The sequence below is a fragment of the Limosilactobacillus gastricus DSM 16045 genome (genome assembly GCF_001434365.1).
GTDB classification, from domain to species: domain Bacteria; phylum Bacillota; class Bacilli; order Lactobacillales; family Lactobacillaceae; genus Limosilactobacillus; species Limosilactobacillus gastricus.
On sequence record NZ_AZFN01000005.1, the window covers coordinates 74,530 to 92,030 of the forward strand.

15 protein-coding genes are annotated in these 17,501 nt (G+C 39.7%); 11 read left to right on the forward strand and 4 right to left on the reverse strand.

All coding sequences use genetic code 11. The features are described 5' to 3' along the window. Positions 1-143 precede the first annotated feature (143 nt). Positions 144-1,508, forward strand: a complete 1,365-nt coding sequence (locus FC60_RS02530) for an MDR family MFS transporter (RefSeq protein ID WP_056936929.1) — start codon at positions 144-146, stop codon at positions 1,506-1,508. Here FC60_RS02530 and FC60_RS02535 read toward each other — a convergent pair. After that, positions 1,505-2,377, reverse strand: a complete 873-nt coding sequence (locus FC60_RS02535; protein WP_056936930.1) for a LysR family transcriptional regulator — start codon at positions 2,375-2,377, stop codon at positions 1,505-1,507. The genes FC60_RS02530 and FC60_RS02535 overlap by 4 nt on opposite strands. Before the next feature lie 109 nt (positions 2,378-2,486). Between FC60_RS02535 and FC60_RS02540 the strand changes: the two genes are divergently transcribed. From FC60_RS02540 to FC60_RS02580, 9 genes are all read left to right on the forward strand, one after another. Further along, on the forward strand, positions 2,487-3,344 hold the full coding sequence (locus FC60_RS02540) for an aldo/keto reductase (RefSeq protein WP_056936931.1): 858 nt from the start codon (positions 2,487-2,489) through the stop codon (positions 3,342-3,344). Between the two features lie 308 nt (positions 3,345-3,652). Next, a complete protein-coding gene (locus tag FC60_RS02545; protein WP_056936932.1) occupies positions 3,653-4,384 on the forward strand; it encodes a hypothetical protein in 732 nt (243 codons plus the stop codon). Positions 4,385-4,532: 148 nt separating this feature from the next. Further along, the gene (locus FC60_RS02550; protein ID WP_056936933.1) at positions 4,533-5,114 is read left to right on the forward strand and encodes a hypothetical protein; all 582 of its coding nucleotides are present in this window, start codon (positions 4,533-4,535) and stop codon (positions 5,112-5,114) included. 106 nt (positions 5,115-5,220) lie between these two features. Next, on the forward strand, positions 5,221-6,267 hold the full coding sequence (locus FC60_RS02555) for an Mbeg1-like protein (RefSeq protein ID WP_162252169.1): 1,047 nt from the start codon (positions 5,221-5,223) through the stop codon (positions 6,265-6,267). Positions 6,268-6,322: 55 nt separating this feature from the next. Then, positions 6,323-7,006 (forward strand): response regulator transcription factor, encoded by a 684-nt coding sequence (locus tag FC60_RS02560; protein WP_056936935.1) that lies wholly within the window; start codon positions 6,323-6,325, stop codon positions 7,004-7,006. Next, the gene (locus tag FC60_RS02565; protein ID WP_056936936.1) at positions 6,993-8,003 is read left to right on the forward strand and encodes a sensor histidine kinase; all 1,011 of its coding nucleotides are present in this window, start codon (positions 6,993-6,995) and stop codon (positions 8,001-8,003) included. The genes FC60_RS02560 and FC60_RS02565 overlap by 14 nt, the downstream gene beginning before the upstream one ends. A gap of 136 nt (positions 8,004-8,139) precedes the next feature. Continuing rightward, complete coding sequence (locus FC60_RS02570; protein WP_056936937.1) at positions 8,140-9,042, forward strand: ABC transporter ATP-binding protein; 903 nt, start codon at positions 8,140-8,142, stop codon at positions 9,040-9,042. Position 9,043: 1 nt separating this feature from the next. Next, positions 9,044-9,949, forward strand: a complete 906-nt coding sequence (locus FC60_RS02575; protein WP_056936938.1) for an ABC transporter ATP-binding protein — start codon at positions 9,044-9,046, stop codon at positions 9,947-9,949. 98 nt (positions 9,950-10,047) lie between these two features. Then, positions 10,048-10,686: an ABC transporter permease subunit gene (locus tag FC60_RS02580; RefSeq protein ID WP_235806059.1), complete on the forward strand. Its 639-nt coding sequence runs from the start codon at positions 10,048-10,050 to the stop codon at positions 10,684-10,686. Positions 10,687-10,787: 101 nt separating this feature from the next. Here FC60_RS02580 and FC60_RS02585 read toward each other — a convergent pair whose 3' ends face one another. The 3 genes from FC60_RS02585 to FC60_RS02595 form a co-directional block, all read right to left on the reverse strand. Beyond that, positions 10,788-12,161, reverse strand: a complete 1,374-nt coding sequence (locus tag FC60_RS02585) for an SLC45 family MFS transporter (RefSeq protein WP_056936939.1) — start codon at positions 12,159-12,161, stop codon at positions 10,788-10,790. Positions 12,162-12,176: 15 nt separating this feature from the next. Then, positions 12,177-13,865, reverse strand: a complete 1,689-nt coding sequence (locus FC60_RS02590; protein ID WP_056936940.1) for a glycoside hydrolase family 13 protein — start codon at positions 13,863-13,865, stop codon at positions 12,177-12,179. Positions 13,866-14,000: 135 nt separating this feature from the next. Further along, on the reverse strand, positions 14,001-14,990 hold the full coding sequence (locus tag FC60_RS02595; RefSeq protein WP_056936941.1) for a LacI family DNA-binding transcriptional regulator: 990 nt from the start codon (positions 14,988-14,990) through the stop codon (positions 14,001-14,003). 149 nt (positions 14,991-15,139) lie between these two features. Between FC60_RS02595 and FC60_RS02600 the strand changes: the two genes are divergently transcribed. Continuing rightward, positions 15,140-17,446, forward strand: coding sequence for a glycoside hydrolase family 31 protein (locus FC60_RS02600; RefSeq protein ID WP_056936942.1), 2,307 nt, complete (start codon positions 15,140-15,142; stop codon positions 17,444-17,446). The last annotated feature ends 55 nt before the right edge of the window (positions 17,447-17,501 follow it).

Consider the following 17,501-nt stretch of genomic DNA (forward strand, 5'->3'; position numbering starts at 1 on the left):
GGTGGGAAGAAATGTTAATTTGCATTTCTTCCCACCCTCTTTGACTGTAGAACATTCTGACGCAACACTTTTGCGAAATCTTGTTGTTAAGTTCTCCGACCAATATTTTTAAAATATAGGTATTAAATCAAAAGGAGAACCTTATGAATAAACGAACAGCAAGCTGGATCTTTATCATTTTAATGTCAGCATCAGTGACTGCGTCTTTGGCGCAAACCGCCCTCAATACTGCTTTACCAGCTATCATGAATGACTTGAAAGTTGATTCCGCAACTGGTCAATGGCTGACGAGTGGTTATACCCTAGTGATGGGGATCATGGTGCCGGCAACGGCATATTTTATGAAGCGGTTTTCGACGCGACAATTATTTATCGGTGCGTTCAGTCTATTTACAATCGGTTCGTTAGTGGCCTGGTTAGGATTAAACTTTGAACTCCTGCTCGTTGGTCGAATCTTGGAAGCCATGGGAACGGGGATTTTCTTACCCTTAACGCAAATCGCCATCATGACGATCTTTCCAGTGGGCCGCCAAGGAGTTATGATGGGAATCTATGGCTTAGCGGCCACCGCTGCACCAGTTATTGCGCCGACTTTATCGGGAATTTTGATTGATGCTTTTGGTTGGCGCAGCATTTTTGCTGTTATTACCGTTTTGAGTGTCATCGTTCTAGTGGTTGGGATCTTTTGTTTGCGTAATTTTGGTGAAAGTCAGCTTACTCATTTTGATACGGTTTCGTTTTTGCTCAGTGCAATTGGTTTTAGTGGCTTGCTCGTTGGCTTAGGCAACTTTGGTGCTACCGATAGGCTTTGGGTATGGTTGCCAATCATTCTGGGGATTGGCAGTTTGCTAGCCTTTACTTATCGGCAAATTAAAGAAGCTCAGCCATTTTTAGATTTAGGGGTCTTTCGCTCTCGGCGGTTTACTTGGGCGGTTATCATTTCAATGCTCTTATATGCGGCCATGATGGCTGGCTCGACTATTTATCCGATCTATGTGCAAAATATTTTACATCAATCAGCTGTCGTTTCAGGGTTAGTGATGCTACCAGGGTCACTTTTAATGGCTATTTTGAATCCCATTACCGGTAAATTTTATGATCGGTATGGGATTAAGTGGTTATTAATTATGGGAAGCAGTGCCGTGTTAGTGTCAGCCTTAGGGTCTGCTTGCTTCAATGATTCTACTAGTCTGTGGGTAATTTCCATTCTATTTGCAATTCGGTTAATTGGAGTTGCTTGTATCATGATGCCAGTGGTGACCTGGGCGATGCAAGGAAGCAGTGATGAAGAAAAGGCTAGTCAAACCGCGGTGTTGACATCATTACGGACCATTAGTGGGGCTTTTGGCGTGGCAATTTTCACTGCGATCCTGACCTTTGTGACCACGCAAAGTGGATCACATCAAATTGCCTCTGTCCAAGGGATTGATGTTGCCTTTATGGGGATGGCAATCCTAGCGTTAATTCAACTCCTTATTAGTATCGTTGCTATAAAAAGAGGTAACTAATTATTTTTAGTAGGCCAGAGTGCTTTCATTAATTCAATAATGGGTTTAACGCGATCTGCCTGCTCATGAACATAGGCTGCAAAGAATTTCATTCGAGCGCGATCATCATCAATTAAAACACTTTTGCGATTATCGGTATTCCGATTGGAAGTCAGTTGAGTGATATTGGAATTAAAGGCCGGAAAATCACTAAAGGACGTCAATTGTTGAATAGCTTCTTCGGAATTTTGTACTAGCGGATGAAGATTGGGGATCGCGTTCTGGATAATGTCATGCCAGATCCCAATATCGTCAGATAGGATAAAACTCATATCCGCCAGATCATCAAAGGTCACTTTTGGATAGCTAGCTAAAGCATGAAAAGTGCTAATTGAAAGATATAATTGTTCGCTACCAATGGGCTCTTCAATAATGTAATCACTATCCAGTGGATCGGTAATAAAAGCTAACTGACCTTCAGCAGATAATAAACTTTCTTTGACTTCAGTGACTGACATGACAGGTTTTAAGACAAAGTTTGTTAAGTTGTCATTTTGAGTTTGTAAATAATCTAATAATAATAATGGACCTGGGGCAATTGAGGCAATGGTAATAGCATCTTGTTGATGAGCATAGTTTTGGGTAATCGTAACAAAGTCTTGGTTAGCTGCTAAGGCTTTTCGGGCCGGCTTAGCTGCTAATTCCCCGGTGGAATTTAATTTTAAGCGGTTAACGGTCCGATCAAAGAGGGACACACCTAATTCATCTTCCAATTTTTGCATTCCGCGGGTTACGCTAGGTTGGGTAATGAGGAGCTTTTCCGCGGTTGCGGAGAGAGTTCCAGTTTCTTGAAAGGTAACGAGTTCTTCTAGAAGTTGATAATCAATCATGGTTAACTCCTTAGTATACGTTTTAGCTATAATAACATGCATAAAGAGTAATTTAAAAGCCATTAATATCCAACTAAACTATAGAAAAGAAATGTAAAGGAGTTTTATCATGCAAACAGTTAAATTAAGTAATGGATTGGAAATGCCACAATTAGGATTTGGCGTTTTTCAAATTGAACCAGATAAGACTAAAGACGTAGTTCTAAATGCGATTAAAGTTGGTTATCGTTCTTTTGATACGGCCACAGCCTATCAAAATGAAGCACAATTAGGGCAGGCAATTCAAGCCAGTGGTTTGGATCGGGCTGAATTTTTCATTACTTCTAAATTATGGGTTTCTGACGCAAACTATGAGCGTGCAAAAGCTGGGATTCAGGCCTCTTTAGAACGTTTAGGAACGGATTATATTGACTTATATCTTTTTCACCAACCATTTGGTGACGTTTACGGAGCTTGGCGAGCTTTAACCGAAGCTTATGAAGCTGGTCAATTAAAAGCCATTGGGGTCGCTAACTTTGAACCTGATCATTTAAAAAATCTTGAATTAATGAGTAAGGTTAAACCCATGGTAAATCAAATCGAGATTAACCCCTTCTATACTGAAGAATGCGAAGTGAAGTTTAATCAAGCGGAAGGGGTTCAGGTGATGAGCTGGGCACCATTTGCGGAGGGACATAACGGAATATTTACTAATGAAACACTGCAAGCGATTGCGGATGCTCATCATAAAACAGTTGGTCAAGTCATCTTACGCTGGGAATTACAACAGGGGATTATTTTAATTCCCAAGTCCGTACATCAGGAACGGATGCAAGAAAATTTTGCAATTTTTGATTTTGAACTATCGGATGAAGAAATGAAACAAGTGGCTTCATTAAATACCGGTAAGAGTCAGTTCTTTAGTCATCGGGATCCAGTGGCCATTGAACAAATTTTTGGATCAAGTTTAGCTCAGTTGAAGGAATAAGTAAGATAAAAAACTGGAAAAAAAGCAATAAAGCGTCCCATTGGTCTAACCTAAAACGAATGTTGGTACGAGATGGACCGACGTGAGTTCGTAGTTAAACTCGTGGGGCGCGCTTTTTGACCGGAATTAAGGGTGCTAAAATTGTCAGCACCCTTTTTGTAACTAAAATTTAACAACATTTTAACATTTTGCTGAGATAAGAAAAAAATAAGAATTAATTGGGGTGAATTTCTTTACCTGGGTCGGAAAAGTGCGTAAAATTAATAGCGTTAATATAAATGTAAAGATATCTAGAGAGGGAAGATAGGATGACAACCAAATGGAATCTGTCTAAGCAATTTCATATTCCAAAGTCATTGGCGGTGCCATTCTTATTGTTCAGTTTAGGATTAGGGATAACGGCTTATAATGGTCGTCAAACCGCTTGGGCTGATTGTTCAGGGGAAAATGATCAAGAAACGATGGTTTCTGATTGTCAGCAATGTGCGATTAGTGGATCAGTCCAATTAACTGAAGATACTAATGACAGAGTAGCTAGCGCGAGTTCAAGCGCAAATAGTGCTTCCGTGGTCACCGAAAGCCAACCGACTTCTAAGTCACAAAGTGTTACCAGTCAATCTGAATCGGGATCACCGATTGTCACGATGAAGGTTAGTGGAGTTAATTTGGTACCAAAGGCCACTTCAACATCAGTAAATTCAACGAGTCAATTATCGGCTGCAAGTAGTAAGACAGCATCTGAAACAGATTCAAGTAATAGTCAGCCCACATTAATGCCACTAGCTGTATCGAGTTCAAGCGAACTTGATGATAGCGAGGATTCATCAGAGACTACTACTTCCAATGACTCTGTAAGGACCTTTAATGAAGATGGTGATGAAACCAGTGCTTCCTTACGACCAATCGAACCAGTCAAGGAATCTGATCGAGGACACCATGAAGAACATCTAAATTTTACCGATCGAGTGGAACATTTAATTCGGCATGTTGTTAAATGGATAAAAAATGTTATTAAATGGGTTGGTCAAATTTTTAAATAGTTGACTGGTGAATATAAATTCAACAATATATGAATAAATATTTGCAAAATTTAAAAGACGACTGGAATTAACGTCATTTCTCTGTTACGATTATGTTATAGAAAGATATACTTTGGTATATATCTGGCATAATTAAAGGAGTGATGAGATGCAATTATTTGGAACCGTATTAGGGATTGGTCTGGTCGGTTACATTTTATTAGTTGCGCAACAAGTTCGCCGGATTCGGAAAACCGGTAATACGACCGTTGGAAAAGGTCGGGTTTTCATTAACTGGCTATTATTGGGAATGATCGTCTTAGGTTTGGGTGGTATGGCAGTGACCCCGTTTGTGGGGACTAATTCACATTCCACTGCTACTAGTCATTCTAAGCAAGCGGCAGTAAAATCTAGTCATGCTAGTCCTTCTGCAAAGAGTAAGCATCGTTCTGAGAAAAAGAAGAGTTCATCTTCAACTAGTTCCAGTTCGGCAAGTTCAGGTTCGATGAATGATGGCCAAACGTCAGGCACGATTACAAACACTGCTTCTACGGCTGGGACAACTCAGACCAGCCGAGCCGCAACGACAACTAACAACACGAATACGAATAATACCAATACAACGAACACTAATACAACGACCAACACGACGACAACGGTTATTCCGGGGGCGACGCATTCGTCTACTTATACCTACACAACTTCAACAACGCGGACGATTACGGTTACGCCAACGACTACTAATCCATAAGTTAATCGCATCCAGACAAAATCAACCACCTTTAACTAATCAGGTTAAGGGTGGTTTTGTTATAATAGGCATAATTTACTAAATGGAGAGTTTTAATATGGTGGTAATGCAAGAGTATATAGAACAGGCTGAAAAATCATTTATGCTAGCACCACTAAATGAAGTGGATGCAATGGTCTTTGCTCAGTTGGCATATTATGATTTCGATCAACTGGATAAGCCAACCACCTTCAGTCAATTTGCCAATCCCAAGCTTCAGGAATTGTTGACCAGTAAAAGTCACCAAGGAACCCAACTATTACAAGTTCTTGCTAACAGTCGTCGTTTTAATTCCATCAAATGTTGCAATCCGAAGATTATTACGGATCGCGCCCAAGAAATCCAATTTGGGGCGGTTATTTTTCAATTACCGACTGGGAGAGCCGTTATTGCCTATCGGGGGACGCCGGCGATTACCATTGGGTGGAAAGAAGATCTTAACATGACCTATCGCCAGGTAGTACCAGCGCAAAGATTAGCGCAAACCTATTTTAAAGCTTGGATGCGCAAACACTATTGGCAGTCGGTGTATTTGGTGGGACATTCGAAGGGCGGTAACTTGGCAACTTATGTGACCCTAAATGCTAGTACCAGTCAGCAAAAGAAGATAGTGGCAACCTATAACTTCGATGGCCCGGGTTTCTTAAATCAAGAAGAACGTTATCAAGGTAAGTTAACAGCTTTGCAAACTAAAATCCATAAATATGTTCCGCAACAAGCCTTAATCGGTCTCTTATTAGATGATCGATTTGACTATCAAGTGGTTGCTAGTAAAGGCCTTGGTCCTGCTCAACATTTTGTAACCAAGTGGGAGATTCAAGACGATCATTTGGTAAAGGTTGATGACCTACAGACGGTCTCGCGCTGGTCTAAAGAGGTGATTGATGATTGGTTAAATCAATTAAGTAGTGAGGAATTACAGGCTTTCTTAAGTTATGGTTATCAAGTTGCTAATCAAGCAAATTTAACCTATTTTAGAGAACTATACGCTTTGGATAAAATTCTCTCAGTAGCAAAAAGCACCCGAGAACTCTCCCCGAGTGCCTTTGAGATGGCGAAAAATATTCTAGGAAAATTGTTACAGAGTATGATCAATCAACGATTTAAAAAGTAAGAGCTAATCAATTTGATGAAATTAAACTTTGTTTCGAAAGGAAAAGGGGATCGTAATGGCAAAAATACTACTTGCCGAAGATGATAGGGATATATGCTTGTTGCTAAAGAGTAAACTAGCAGGACTGTATGATATAAGCACTGTCAGTAATGGTCAACAGGCTCTAGCATATATTGAAGAAAATGCAGTTGATATGCTGATTAGTGATGTCATGATGCCGATTATGGATGGCTTTACCTTGGTTAAGACACTGAGACAAGATGGGTATGATTTTCCGATTATTATGTTAACGGCAAAGGAAACCATTCGGGATAAAACGATTGGCTTTACTAGTGGGGTTGATGATTACATTACTAAACCCGTCAATTTGGATGAATTAGTGTTGCGGATTGCAGCGCTGATGAGGCGGGCAAAAATTCAAAGTTCCCGGGTGATTAAAATCGGTGAGACGAGTATCAACGAAACTACCCTGCTTGTTCAAAAGGATAGCATCACCGTGGAGTTAGCCAACAAAGAGTTTGCCCTGTTATTTAAGTTATTGTCTTATCCCAATCAGGTTTTTACTACAGGTCAGCTTTTTGATGAGATCTGGGGACTGGACTCTGATAGTAATGAAGATACGGTCAAAACTCATATTAGTCGACTGAGGAAAAAGTTATCTGATTTTAAGGATGACTTTGAAATCCAAACGGTCAGGGGCTTGGGATATCGGGGGATCCTACATCATGAAAAGAAATAAACCTTTCACTAGGTGGACAATAGTTGGAGTAGTGATAGCTAGTGTGCTCATGATCATGGGGATGCAGTTAGCGATGGTTTTGTTAACGAGCGAAATCCCAACATGGACGAACCGCCAGTTACTTGCCCTGATGATGATAGTGCCGGTATTCATAATTTTGTGGATCTTTTTAACTTTTATCTTTACAAGATTGACTAGAATTATACGGCAACTTTCAAGGCAGATGAATAGAGTTGCCTCCGGAGATTTTTCAGTTCGCTTGGATTTAAAGCAGGCGGGTCCTCTCAGAGAAACCTATCGTGATTTTAATAAGATGGCGCAAGAATTAGAAGGCGTCAGTAAGTTACGTGATGATTTTATTAGTGAATTTTCGCATGAGTTTCGGACCCCAATTACTTCCATCAATGGTTTCGCTGAAATGTTAAAAGATGAAACCCTCAGTGAGGAGCAAAAAAAGTTATATATCGACATTATTGCAGATGAATCCAATCGGTTAACTAATCTTTCAAAAAATATATTACTATTAACTTCTCTTGAGAAACAAACGATTGTTACTGATGTTCAAACTTATTCCTTAGATGAACAGTTGCGGCAGTCAGTGATCACTTTTTTACCCCAAATAGAAACAAAAAAGATTGAACTTGAGGTGGACTTGGTTAAGGCTAAGTTGACTAGCAATCAGGATTTGATTAAGCATATTTGGACCAATCTCTTAAATAATTGCCTCAAGTTTACTCCAGAAAACGGAAAGATCACGGTGAAAAATCAGGTCTTAACAGGGAAAACCAGAGTTGTGATTACGAACTCTGGTCCTAATCTGAGTCAGGAAGACCAGGAGAAATTATTTAATAAGTTCTACCATGCAAAAGATAGTGCTGATGGTTTAGGCCTTGGCCTTGCCATTGTCAAACGAGTTTTAGATCTAGTGGGAGGAAAAATTACGGTAAATAACCTGCCTAAAACAGGAGTTGAATTTATAGTAGAATTAAATACCTAAAAACAGCTGGGAAAAGCATTAAGGCTGAAAAGGAACGTAAATTGGTTTCTTTTCAGCCTTTTTTTTAAAGTTTACGTTAAGTTTACTTAGTCCTTATATACTAAGACCATCGCTTAAGAGATAGGAGGAAATATAGATGACAGTGCTTAAAGTAGAACATCTGACCAAGGATTTTGGTCACGGACGAGGTATCTTTGATGTTAATTTTGAAATTAATAAAGGCGAGGTATTAGGATTCTTAGGACCTAATGGAGCTGGAAAATCGACAACGATCCGCCATCTCATGGGCTTTACTAAACCGGGGCAAGGCAAAGTCGAGATTAATGGCTTTGATTGTACTAATAAACCTCAAGAGGTCATGAAATATGTGGGATATTTACCTGGTGAGGTGGCTTTACCAGATGATATGACGGGAGGCCAGTTTATTAAAATGATGAAAGCAATGCGTCATATAAAAGATGATCGCTACTTGAATCATTTGATTGAATTGTTTGATCTTGATTACCAAGGATCAATGAAAAAGATGAGCTTGGGAGAAAAACGAAAATTAGCAGTGGTAGTTGCCTTTATGGCTGACCCAGAAATTCTCATATTAGATGAACCCACTTCGGGCCTAGATCCAGTAATGCAAGAAAAATTTATTGAATTTATGGTGGAAGAAAAGAGACGAGGTAAAACCATTTTACTATCCAGTCATATCTTTCCAGAAGTTGAGGCCACTTGCGATCGAATAAACATTATTAAAGAAGGCAGAATTGTTGCCGAAGTTGACGCTGCAGACTTGAAAAATGAAAGACAAAAAAATTTCCAATTAGGCTTTACTAATCCAAGTAATTTAGCTCAAGCAATGAGCGTTTTTGATAATAAAAAGATTGTTCAGCCGTTAGTTTTGGAGGTAACCGTAGCGAAGGAAAGGATTAGTGATTTTTTCAAACAGTTAGCAGATTTAAAGGTTATCGCTATCAATGAAAGACGGTTTAACTTAGAAAAGTATTTCTTAGACTTTTACCGGTCAGATAAGGTATTCGAGGAGATCTAAAATGGTAAAAAATATGATTGTAATTGATAATTTAACCAAGGATTACGGAAGCGGTCGTGGTGTTTTTAATATGGACCTCCAAATTAAACAAGGCGAGGTTTTTGGACTCGTTGGCGTCAATGGGGCGGGAAAAACGACGACTTTTCGGATGTTGATGGGCTTTATTAAAGCAAATAACGGCAATGCCCAAATTGACGGTTTTGATGTTTGGAAAAACGCATCTACCATCAAAAATTATGTGGGATATGTACCAGGAGAAATCGCCTTTCCAGATACTAGGTCTGGGCAGACCTTTTTAAAGCTCCAGCTTGATTTATTACACCAGAAGGCACACGAAAATCAAAAGGTAAACGATCTAATTCAGAAGTTAAAAATAGACACAACGGCTGATATAAAGCGGATGAGTAAAGGAATGAAGCAAAAAGTGGCCTTGGTCTGTGCCTTTATGACAGATGCAAAGATTTTACTCTTAGATGAACCAACGACGGGACTGGATCCGGTGATGCGGGATGTTTTTATTAATTTAGTTAAAGATGCCAAGTCCCAGCAAAAAACGATTTTGATGTCGAGCCATATGTTCAATGAGTTGGAACCAACTTGTGATCGGATTGCTTTTTTGAAAAGAGGGAAAATATTTGATTTGCTTGATCAAAAAAAGATGGACAATCTGCGATTGCATCAAGAATTTAAGATAGAGCTTGAAGACGAAAAAAGTTATCAGCGTCTTTTGAAATCCAATTTCAAAGTTAGTGGCTATGATAACAATAAGAAAATTGTAAAACTCACCATTCATGAAAAAGAAGATCGGAACTTGATCCAAGAATTAGGGATGGTTAATGTTAAAGAAGTTTCCATTAAACGGATGGGATTAGATGATTATTTTGCAGAAGAACTTGTCACTGCTTAAATTAGAGGGAGAGAAATATTATGAGCATTCCATTATTAAAGCAATCAATTAAGGCTAATTTTGCCACTTGAGCCATTGTTACACTAATTTTAAATATTTTGCTGGGACAGCTTTTATCCATGGATATGGCCGCCTTAGTCAACCAAATGTATTACAATATGTTAATGCCGTCAGTTATTTCGATCTATATTATTATTACGGGTAACAAACTTTTAGCAAATCAAGTTGACCGAGGATCAATGGCTTATATCTTATCAGCACCGATTAGAAGGACCACTGTTGTGACAACTCAAGCTATTTACTTTATTGGATCTTTAGCAGCTACATTCTTGACGACCACGGGAACTTTTATGATGGTTAATAATATGGCTGACGCCGGATTTGCTAATGATGTTATTGTATATTTAAACTTGGGTGCCTTTATGGTTTCTTTGGCTTTAGCCGGGATTATGTTCGCCGCTTCTGGTATTTTTAATTTATCTAAAAATGTGATGGGAACGGGTGGCCTACTGGTACTTGCCTTTCTAATCATTGCCATTGTAGGATCTTTTGCTGATTTTGGGGTACCAGATTTGAAACCAGTGCAACATTTTACAATTTTATCTTTATTTGATATCAAGAATATCTTAGCTGGGGGTAGTGATTGGATTCCTAAAATTGCGGTTCTTGGTGGAATTGGTATAGGGACAATCACGTTAGGGGGCCTATCCTTCGTGAAAAAAGACCTGCCTCTATAAGATGATATAAAAAATTCATATAAGTAAAGGGATAAGCTAAAAATCCGATTGGAAATTTAGTTTATCCCTTTTTGTGACAACACAAGTTACTAGCTAATAGATTAAACTTCGGCTTTTTTGACAACGCCCTCGTGAATCATTGGGACAAAACAGGCCCCAATTAAGAGAGCAATTCCAGCAATTAAAATCATCATCGGTTGTTGGTGACCCACAAGGGGGAAAATAAAGAAAGAACAAAGTGAAGCAAGAATTTGCGGGACACAAATTCCTACATTAAAGAGACCTAGGTAAGCCCCCTCATTTTCGCCACTTATGGATGAAGTAAGGAGAGTAAAGGGCGCGGTATTGATACTCAAATTCCCGATTCCAAACATAATCATAGCGATTATCGTGGCTGTCTTGGTGGTCACAAAGGCTAAAGCCGCCATGCCGATTCCTCCAATAATTAAGCCAAAAGTATACCAACCCTTTCGTGAACCAGGCTTAGTCTTAGCAATGAAAAGTCCCCAAATAATTGCCGCAATACTTGAAATAGCTGTTAAGACCCCATACCAGTTCCCGGCAGCTTGATATCCAGCGGAAGTGACGTTGGTCGTGTGCCAAACATTTTTAGCTAACGTTCCGGTAGTATAGGTCCAACCATACATAATCGCAAACCAGGAGAATAATTGAACCAGATTGATTTCCCAAAATGAACGGGGAGCTTGCCGAATTAGTTTCCATAGACTGACCTTTTGTTGGGCAACCTGGGGATCGATCTGGTGATATTTAGCATAGGTGGCTGGATCGTATTCTTTGACATTAAAAACTGTCCAAAGACCAGTTACCAATAAAACCACTGCGGCACAGATATAGGCCCAAATAACAGTATTCGGGACAACCCCTTTTTTAGCGGTGTTGGACATCCCAAAGGCGGTAAAGATAAATGGTAAGAGGGTCGCTAAAATGGCTCCCGTGTTGGAAAAAATTTGTTGCCAAGACCAAGCAAAATTCTTTTGTTTATTGTTCACCATATCCCCGACAATCATTCGCGATGGTTGCATACAAATATTGGAAAATAAGTCCATAAAACAAACGGCGACACAAGCGTAAATCATGGCAGTTAATGAACCATAACCAAAGCCAAATGACCCAGAAAAGGGGAGCATTAATAGGACTAAGGCGGCGATGGGAGTTCCAAATAGTAGGTAAATCATTCGCCGACCAAAGCGATGGTGCCAAGTACGATCAGACATCTTTCCTAAAATGGGTTGAACGATCATTCCCATAAGTGGTGGAAAGATAAAGAAAAAACCGAGATTATTCGGGTCAGCCCCGATCGTTTGACAGATTCGACTCATTTGCGAACTTTGGAGCGAAAAGGCCATATTAATTCCTAAGAAGGCAAAAGTGATGGCATATAGGGTCCGTTGTGGTAGGTCTGGTAATCCCGTATCAAGTGCTTGGCGGGGTGACGTAGTTTTCTTTGTATCCATTGAGATCACTTCCCATCAATATATTTGTTGATACACTTTAGCTTCATAAGGTCGTAAAGTGATTAATTGATCATCATCATAGTTACTAATTAAACGAGTGGCTGCTTTCGGAATTGAGAAGTCTCGTTGTAAAGTTTGCTTGGTAAAATTAGCAATTATCCATAATTTTTGCTGACCATCGTCTCGAGTGTAGGCATAAACATCGGGATCCTCAAGGTTTCCTGCTATTAGAGCATACTGACCATTAGTGATTACCGGTAACTCATGCCGTAATTGAATCAAGCGTTGGTAGTAGTAGAAAATAGAATTTGGATCAGCTAAGGCTTGCTGAACATTTAATTGTGAGTAATTAGGGTTAACTGGTAACCAAGGTTGTCCAGTGGTAAAGCCAGCATGAGTGGTATCATCCCATTGCATTGGTGTTCGCGCATTATCGCGCGAGTGGAAAGCTAAATATTTTAGCATCGTTTTCCCGTCTAGTAAGTGAGCTTGATCAACTAACTGATGATATGCGTTGATAGATTCCAAATCGTTATAATCGCTCAAATCTTGGAAAGGATAATTGGTCATGCCGATTTCTTCACCCTCATAAATGTAAGGAGTTCCTTGTTGAAAGTGGAGAATAGTGGCAAGCATTTTAGCTGATTTTTCCCGGTAAGTTTCCGTTGAGTCGTCTCCAAAGCGTGATACTGCCCGAGGTTGATCATGATTATTCCAATATAAAGAATTCCAAGCTTGACCAGCGAGTTCAGTTTGCCATTTCGATAGATTTTCCCTTAATAATGATAATTTAACTTTTTGATCATACCATTTTCCTAATTGGGGATTGGGATTGCCGTCTAAACTCATATGTTCAAATTGAAAGACCATATTAAGCTCACGATTATTTAAATTTGCGTATTTTTGAGCTTCTTTGGTCGTAACGCCCGGCGTTTCACCAACGGTAACCATTTGATGATGGTCCATCACGGCTTGATGCATTTCTTGTAAAAATTCATGAACCCGTGGTCCATTAGCAACCATCGTTTCTGGATTACCATATTGGCTATTATCGCTCTTCGGGGCATCGGGTAAGCCGGCTGGTTTTGAGATTAAGCTAATGACATCCATTCGAAAACCATCAACTCCCAGTTCAGACCACCAATTCATCATTTGATAAACTTCCTGGCGAACAAGGGAATTTTCCCAGTTTAAATCCGGCTGTTCAGGGGCAAAAAGGTGTAGGTATGACTGTTTAGTTTGCGGATCATATTGCCAAGCCGAGCCGGAAAAATATGAGCCCCAATTGTTAGGGGCATGTTCAGAATCAGCATCGCGCCAAATATAAAAATCCCGGTAGCGATTGTTGGTTGAACGTTTCGATTCAATAAACCAATTATGTTGGTCCGAAGTATGATTAACAACCAAATCCATCACAATTTTGATCCCTTTTTGATGGGCCAGTTCGACTAACTTCTTAAAATCATCCATGGTGCCAAAAGCAGGGTCAATGGCGTGATAGTCACTGATATCATAGCCATTATCGACTTGCGGGGAAGCATAGATTGGGTTTAGCCAGATAATATCAACCCCTAATTTAGCGAGATAATCCAAACGTTGAATAATGCCCGGTAAGTCGCCGATTCCATCACCATTACTGTCCTGAAAGCTTTTGGGATAAATTTGATAGACAACGGCGCGACTCCACCAATGTTGATTTTCCATAATAAACCTCCAAGTTAACTGTAAACGTTTACAAGATTCGATAACATTTTAGCATGGATTTGACTGAATGCAATGTATATTTGGAAACGGTTATATGTTGTAAAAATAAAAAAACCTGCCTAAAGCAGGAGTTGGTTAGATTCTAATCGTACTTTGACGCTCGGTAATTTTAACTGGAATAAATTCTGCAGGTTGATTATTAAGAAGCCCAATAACTGATTGGCGACCCATCTGATAAAAGTTTTGGGTAACGCTGGTAATAGTTGGTGTGGTAATATCACAAAGATAAGTCCCATCGATACTGAGAATGGATAATTGTTGAGGTAAGGTTATCCCCGAGACGTTGGCCTGTTGAATCATCCCAACTGCGATCATATCACTGGCTGTAATTACAGCTGTTAGCTGATCATTTAATAGATCGGCAAAGGAATTTTGACCGGTGGGATAACTATAATTGCCGTAATGGATCCAGCTGGGTTCAATTGGTAGTTGATGCTTGATCATTTCTTGTTCAAAGCCAAATAATCGTTGTTGACCAGTATTGGATCGATCAATTCCTACCAGCCCGATTCGTTCATGACCGAGTTCAATAAGGTAGCGGGTCGCTATTGTCGCTATCTCAACATTATTGGAACTGGTATAGGGTAAGTCTTTGTAAAGCCGTTTTTTTTCATCATAGATGGAAACCAAGCGAAAGGGAACTCCTGAAGCTTGGAGGCGATCTTTGGCTTTTTGATCAATCATGGTTGAAATCATTAAAATGCCGGCTAGTGGTCGTTCCAGTGCCACATCCAGGGCATTATGAAATTGTGGTAAATTTTTATCACCAGCATAGAGGATAAAAATTTGATATCCCATTTCCATTGCGGCATCGTAAATTCCTTTAATCACGTCAGTCCAAAAGTTTGTCAAAGTATTATTTAAAATCACCGCAATTCGATTACTGGATTTAGAAACCAATTCAGCAGCGGCCACATTTTTTACGTAACCAAGTTTCTTAGCGGCAGCCAAAACTTTTTGGGCGGCTTGTTGACTATAGGTTCCTTTTTTGTCCGACAAAACTCGTGATACAGTGGCCGTGGAAACTCCTGCTAAATTGGCAACATCTTTGATAGTAGCGGTCATGGTCTTAGCTCCTTGATCTATTTGAGCTTATTATAAAATCTTTTTGTCAAATGGTAAAATTTCTGATAATTTCCACTTCGTTATTGTAAACGTTTACAATTAATGCTAGGATGACAGGGAAAAGTTTTGATAGAAAGGAACCAATCAACATGACAAATACATTAATGGGATATGATCAGAATGGACAAGTGATTAGTTTTCATTATGCGGATCACCAGGATGACCAGCTTATGATAATTACTTCAGCGATTATCCGGATATTTTCCTATCGTGGTGATCAGGATTATTCGTATGCTATTGAAGGTGATAAGAGCCAACCGACTCGTTTTTCAGTCGAATCACATGGTACACAAGTGAGCGTGATAACCAAAGATTTGATCATTGAGGTTTCTGATGATCATCATTTTGATGTTTTTAATGGACAACATGAACCTTTGATTTTAGATTATCGTGGAGCTCGTCAACCTTTAGAAAATGATATGGATGCTGAGCATCTAGCCATGGTAGGGGCTGAAGGTCATGTTATTAACGAACTATTACCAACGAATGAACATTACTGGGAGGTAGTAAAACAACTTGATGCCTCCACTAATTTCTATGGCTTAGGTGATAAGACCGGATTTTTGAATAAGCGGGGGTATCAATTTGAAAATTGGAATAGTGATATTCCAGATGTTCATACGGAGGCGACTCCAGCTATATATAAATCGATCCCAGTTCTATACGGTATCAATCAGGGGCGGCCATTTGGGTTGTTTTTTGATAATCCGTTTCGGAGCAGTTTTGATTTGGGAAAAGAAAGCAATGAATATTACTTTTACGCAACGACTGGTGGAAATGTAAATTATTACATTTTAGGGGGCAAAGACCTGAAAGAAGTCGTGGCGAATTATACGTACTTAACCGGTAAGACACCACTTCCTCAAAAATGGACCTTGGGTTATCAGCAATCACGCTGGGGTTATAGCACCAGTGCCAAACGGGTCGAAGATATCGCTAAAAAGTTTGATGATTTAAAGTTGCCCCTTGATGTGATCCACTTGGATATTGATTATATGAGGGGATATCGTGATTTTACGTGGGATCAAGATAAATACCCTGATTTGTCAGGTTTTTTATCACGTATGCAAAAACGGCAAATTCGGTTAATGCCAATAATCGATGCCGGGGTCAAACAAGACTCAGATTATGACCTTTATCAGGTTGGGGAGGCTAAGCATTATTTTGTTACTAATAGGTATGGCGAAACTTATGTAAATCGGGTCTGGCCGGGCGACGCTGTTTTTCCTGATTTTGGTAAAACAACAGTTCAAAAATGGTGGGCCCAAAATATCAAATTTTTAACGGATCGTGGAGTATGTGGAGTTTGGAATGATATGAACGAGCCGGCTTCCTTTAATGGTCCGTTACCAAATGACCTCATCTTTACGGACCATGATCAGCCAAGTACCCATGCGAAGATGCATAATGTCTACGGTCATAATATGTCAAAAGCAACCTATCAGGGACTGAAGGAACTGACTGGAAAGCGTCCCTTTGTAATTACCCGAGCCGCTTATGCAGGGACGCAAAAGTATTCAACAGTATGGACGGGTGATAACCAGAGTTTATGGGCTCATTTACAAATGGTGGTACCTCAATTAAGCAATTTGGGGCTAAGTGGTTTTGCTTTTTGTGGGACGGATGTTGGTGGCTTTCAAGCTGATACAACGGCTGAACTGCTAATTCGTTGGTTAGAAGCCTCGTTATTTGTGCCGCTTTTACGAAATCATTCCCAAATGGGGACTCGTTATCAAGAACCATGGGTATTTGGGCAACCAGTGCTTAACCTCTACCGAAAATATCTACAATTACGTTATCGACTAATTCCGTTCTTATATGATCAGTTGAGGGCAAGTAGTCAATCAGGATTACCGGTAGTTCGACCATTAGTTTTGAATTACCCTGATGATCCGCACGTTGCCAATTTGAACGATGAATACATGGTCGGCGATAATGTTCTGGTTGCTCCGGTCGTTACTCAGGGAAGTCAAGAAAGAATCGTGTACTTCCCGAGTGGCTGTTGGCATGATTTTTGGTCAGGACAAGTTTATCAGGGCCAGACTAGTCAGATTATTGATGCGCCCCTCGATCATTTGCCAATCTTTGTTAGGGACAATCAAATCTTACCATTAACCCAACCAGCTTTACGCGTTTCGCAATTGTCAGACCAAACGATTACTTTTAAGCTCTTTGGGCAAAAAGGTCAATATCAGCATTATCAGGACAATGGAGAAGATTTTCAGTATCTGCAGGGTGCATACAATGAATACATAGTAAAGGTAACTGATAATCATGAAATCACAGTAACTATGAACCATCATGGATACACACCCGTTTATCAAACTATTAAACTTGAAACGGCATGGGGAAATTTCGAGCTCGAATATGATCGCGAATCAAATTGTTATCAATAAAAAAGGCCAAGCAGACGATCAGGTCATGAGAAGTGAACCCCCTAAGTTGGACAGA

What these genes read in the sequence shown, in the direction of transcription:
- FC60_RS02600 (WP_056936942.1), top strand. Translation starts at nt 15,140, where the DNA reads ATGACAAATACATTAATGGGATATGATCAGAATGGACAAGTGATTAGT.
- FC60_RS02550 (WP_056936933.1), top strand. Translation starts at nt 4,533, where the DNA reads ATGCAATTATTTGGAACCGTATTAGGGATTGGTCTGGTCGGTTACATT.
- FC60_RS02575 (WP_056936938.1), top strand. Translation starts at nt 9,044, where the DNA reads ATGGTAAAAAATATGATTGTAATTGATAATTTAACCAAGGATTACGGA.
- FC60_RS02540 (WP_056936931.1), top strand. Translation starts at nt 2,487, where the DNA reads ATGCAAACAGTTAAATTAAGTAATGGATTGGAAATGCCACAATTAGGA.
- FC60_RS02585 (WP_056936939.1), bottom strand. Translation starts at nt 12,161, where the DNA reads ATGGATACAAAGAAAACTACGTCACCCCGCCAAGCACTTGATACGGGA.
- FC60_RS02570 (WP_056936937.1), top strand. Translation starts at nt 8,140, where the DNA reads ATGACAGTGCTTAAAGTAGAACATCTGACCAAGGATTTTGGTCACGGA.
- FC60_RS02555 (WP_162252169.1), top strand. Translation starts at nt 5,221, where the DNA reads ATGCAAGAGTATATAGAACAGGCTGAAAAATCATTTATGCTAGCACCA.
- FC60_RS02545 (WP_056936932.1), top strand. Translation starts at nt 3,653, where the DNA reads ATGACAACCAAATGGAATCTGTCTAAGCAATTTCATATTCCAAAGTCA.
- FC60_RS02535 (WP_056936930.1), bottom strand. Translation starts at nt 2,377, where the DNA reads ATGATTGATTATCAACTTCTAGAAGAACTCGTTACCTTTCAAGAAACT.
- FC60_RS02595 (WP_056936941.1), bottom strand. Translation starts at nt 14,990, where the DNA reads ATGACCGCTACTATCAAAGATGTTGCCAATTTAGCAGGAGTTTCCACG.
- FC60_RS02530 (WP_056936929.1), top strand. Translation starts at nt 144, where the DNA reads ATGAATAAACGAACAGCAAGCTGGATCTTTATCATTTTAATGTCAGCA.
- FC60_RS02565 (WP_056936936.1), top strand. Translation starts at nt 6,993, where the DNA reads ATGAAAAGAAATAAACCTTTCACTAGGTGGACAATAGTTGGAGTAGTG.
- FC60_RS02560 (WP_056936935.1), top strand. Translation starts at nt 6,323, where the DNA reads ATGGCAAAAATACTACTTGCCGAAGATGATAGGGATATATGCTTGTTG.
- FC60_RS02590 (WP_056936940.1), bottom strand. Translation starts at nt 13,865, where the DNA reads ATGGAAAATCAACATTGGTGGAGTCGCGCCGTTGTCTATCAAATTTAT.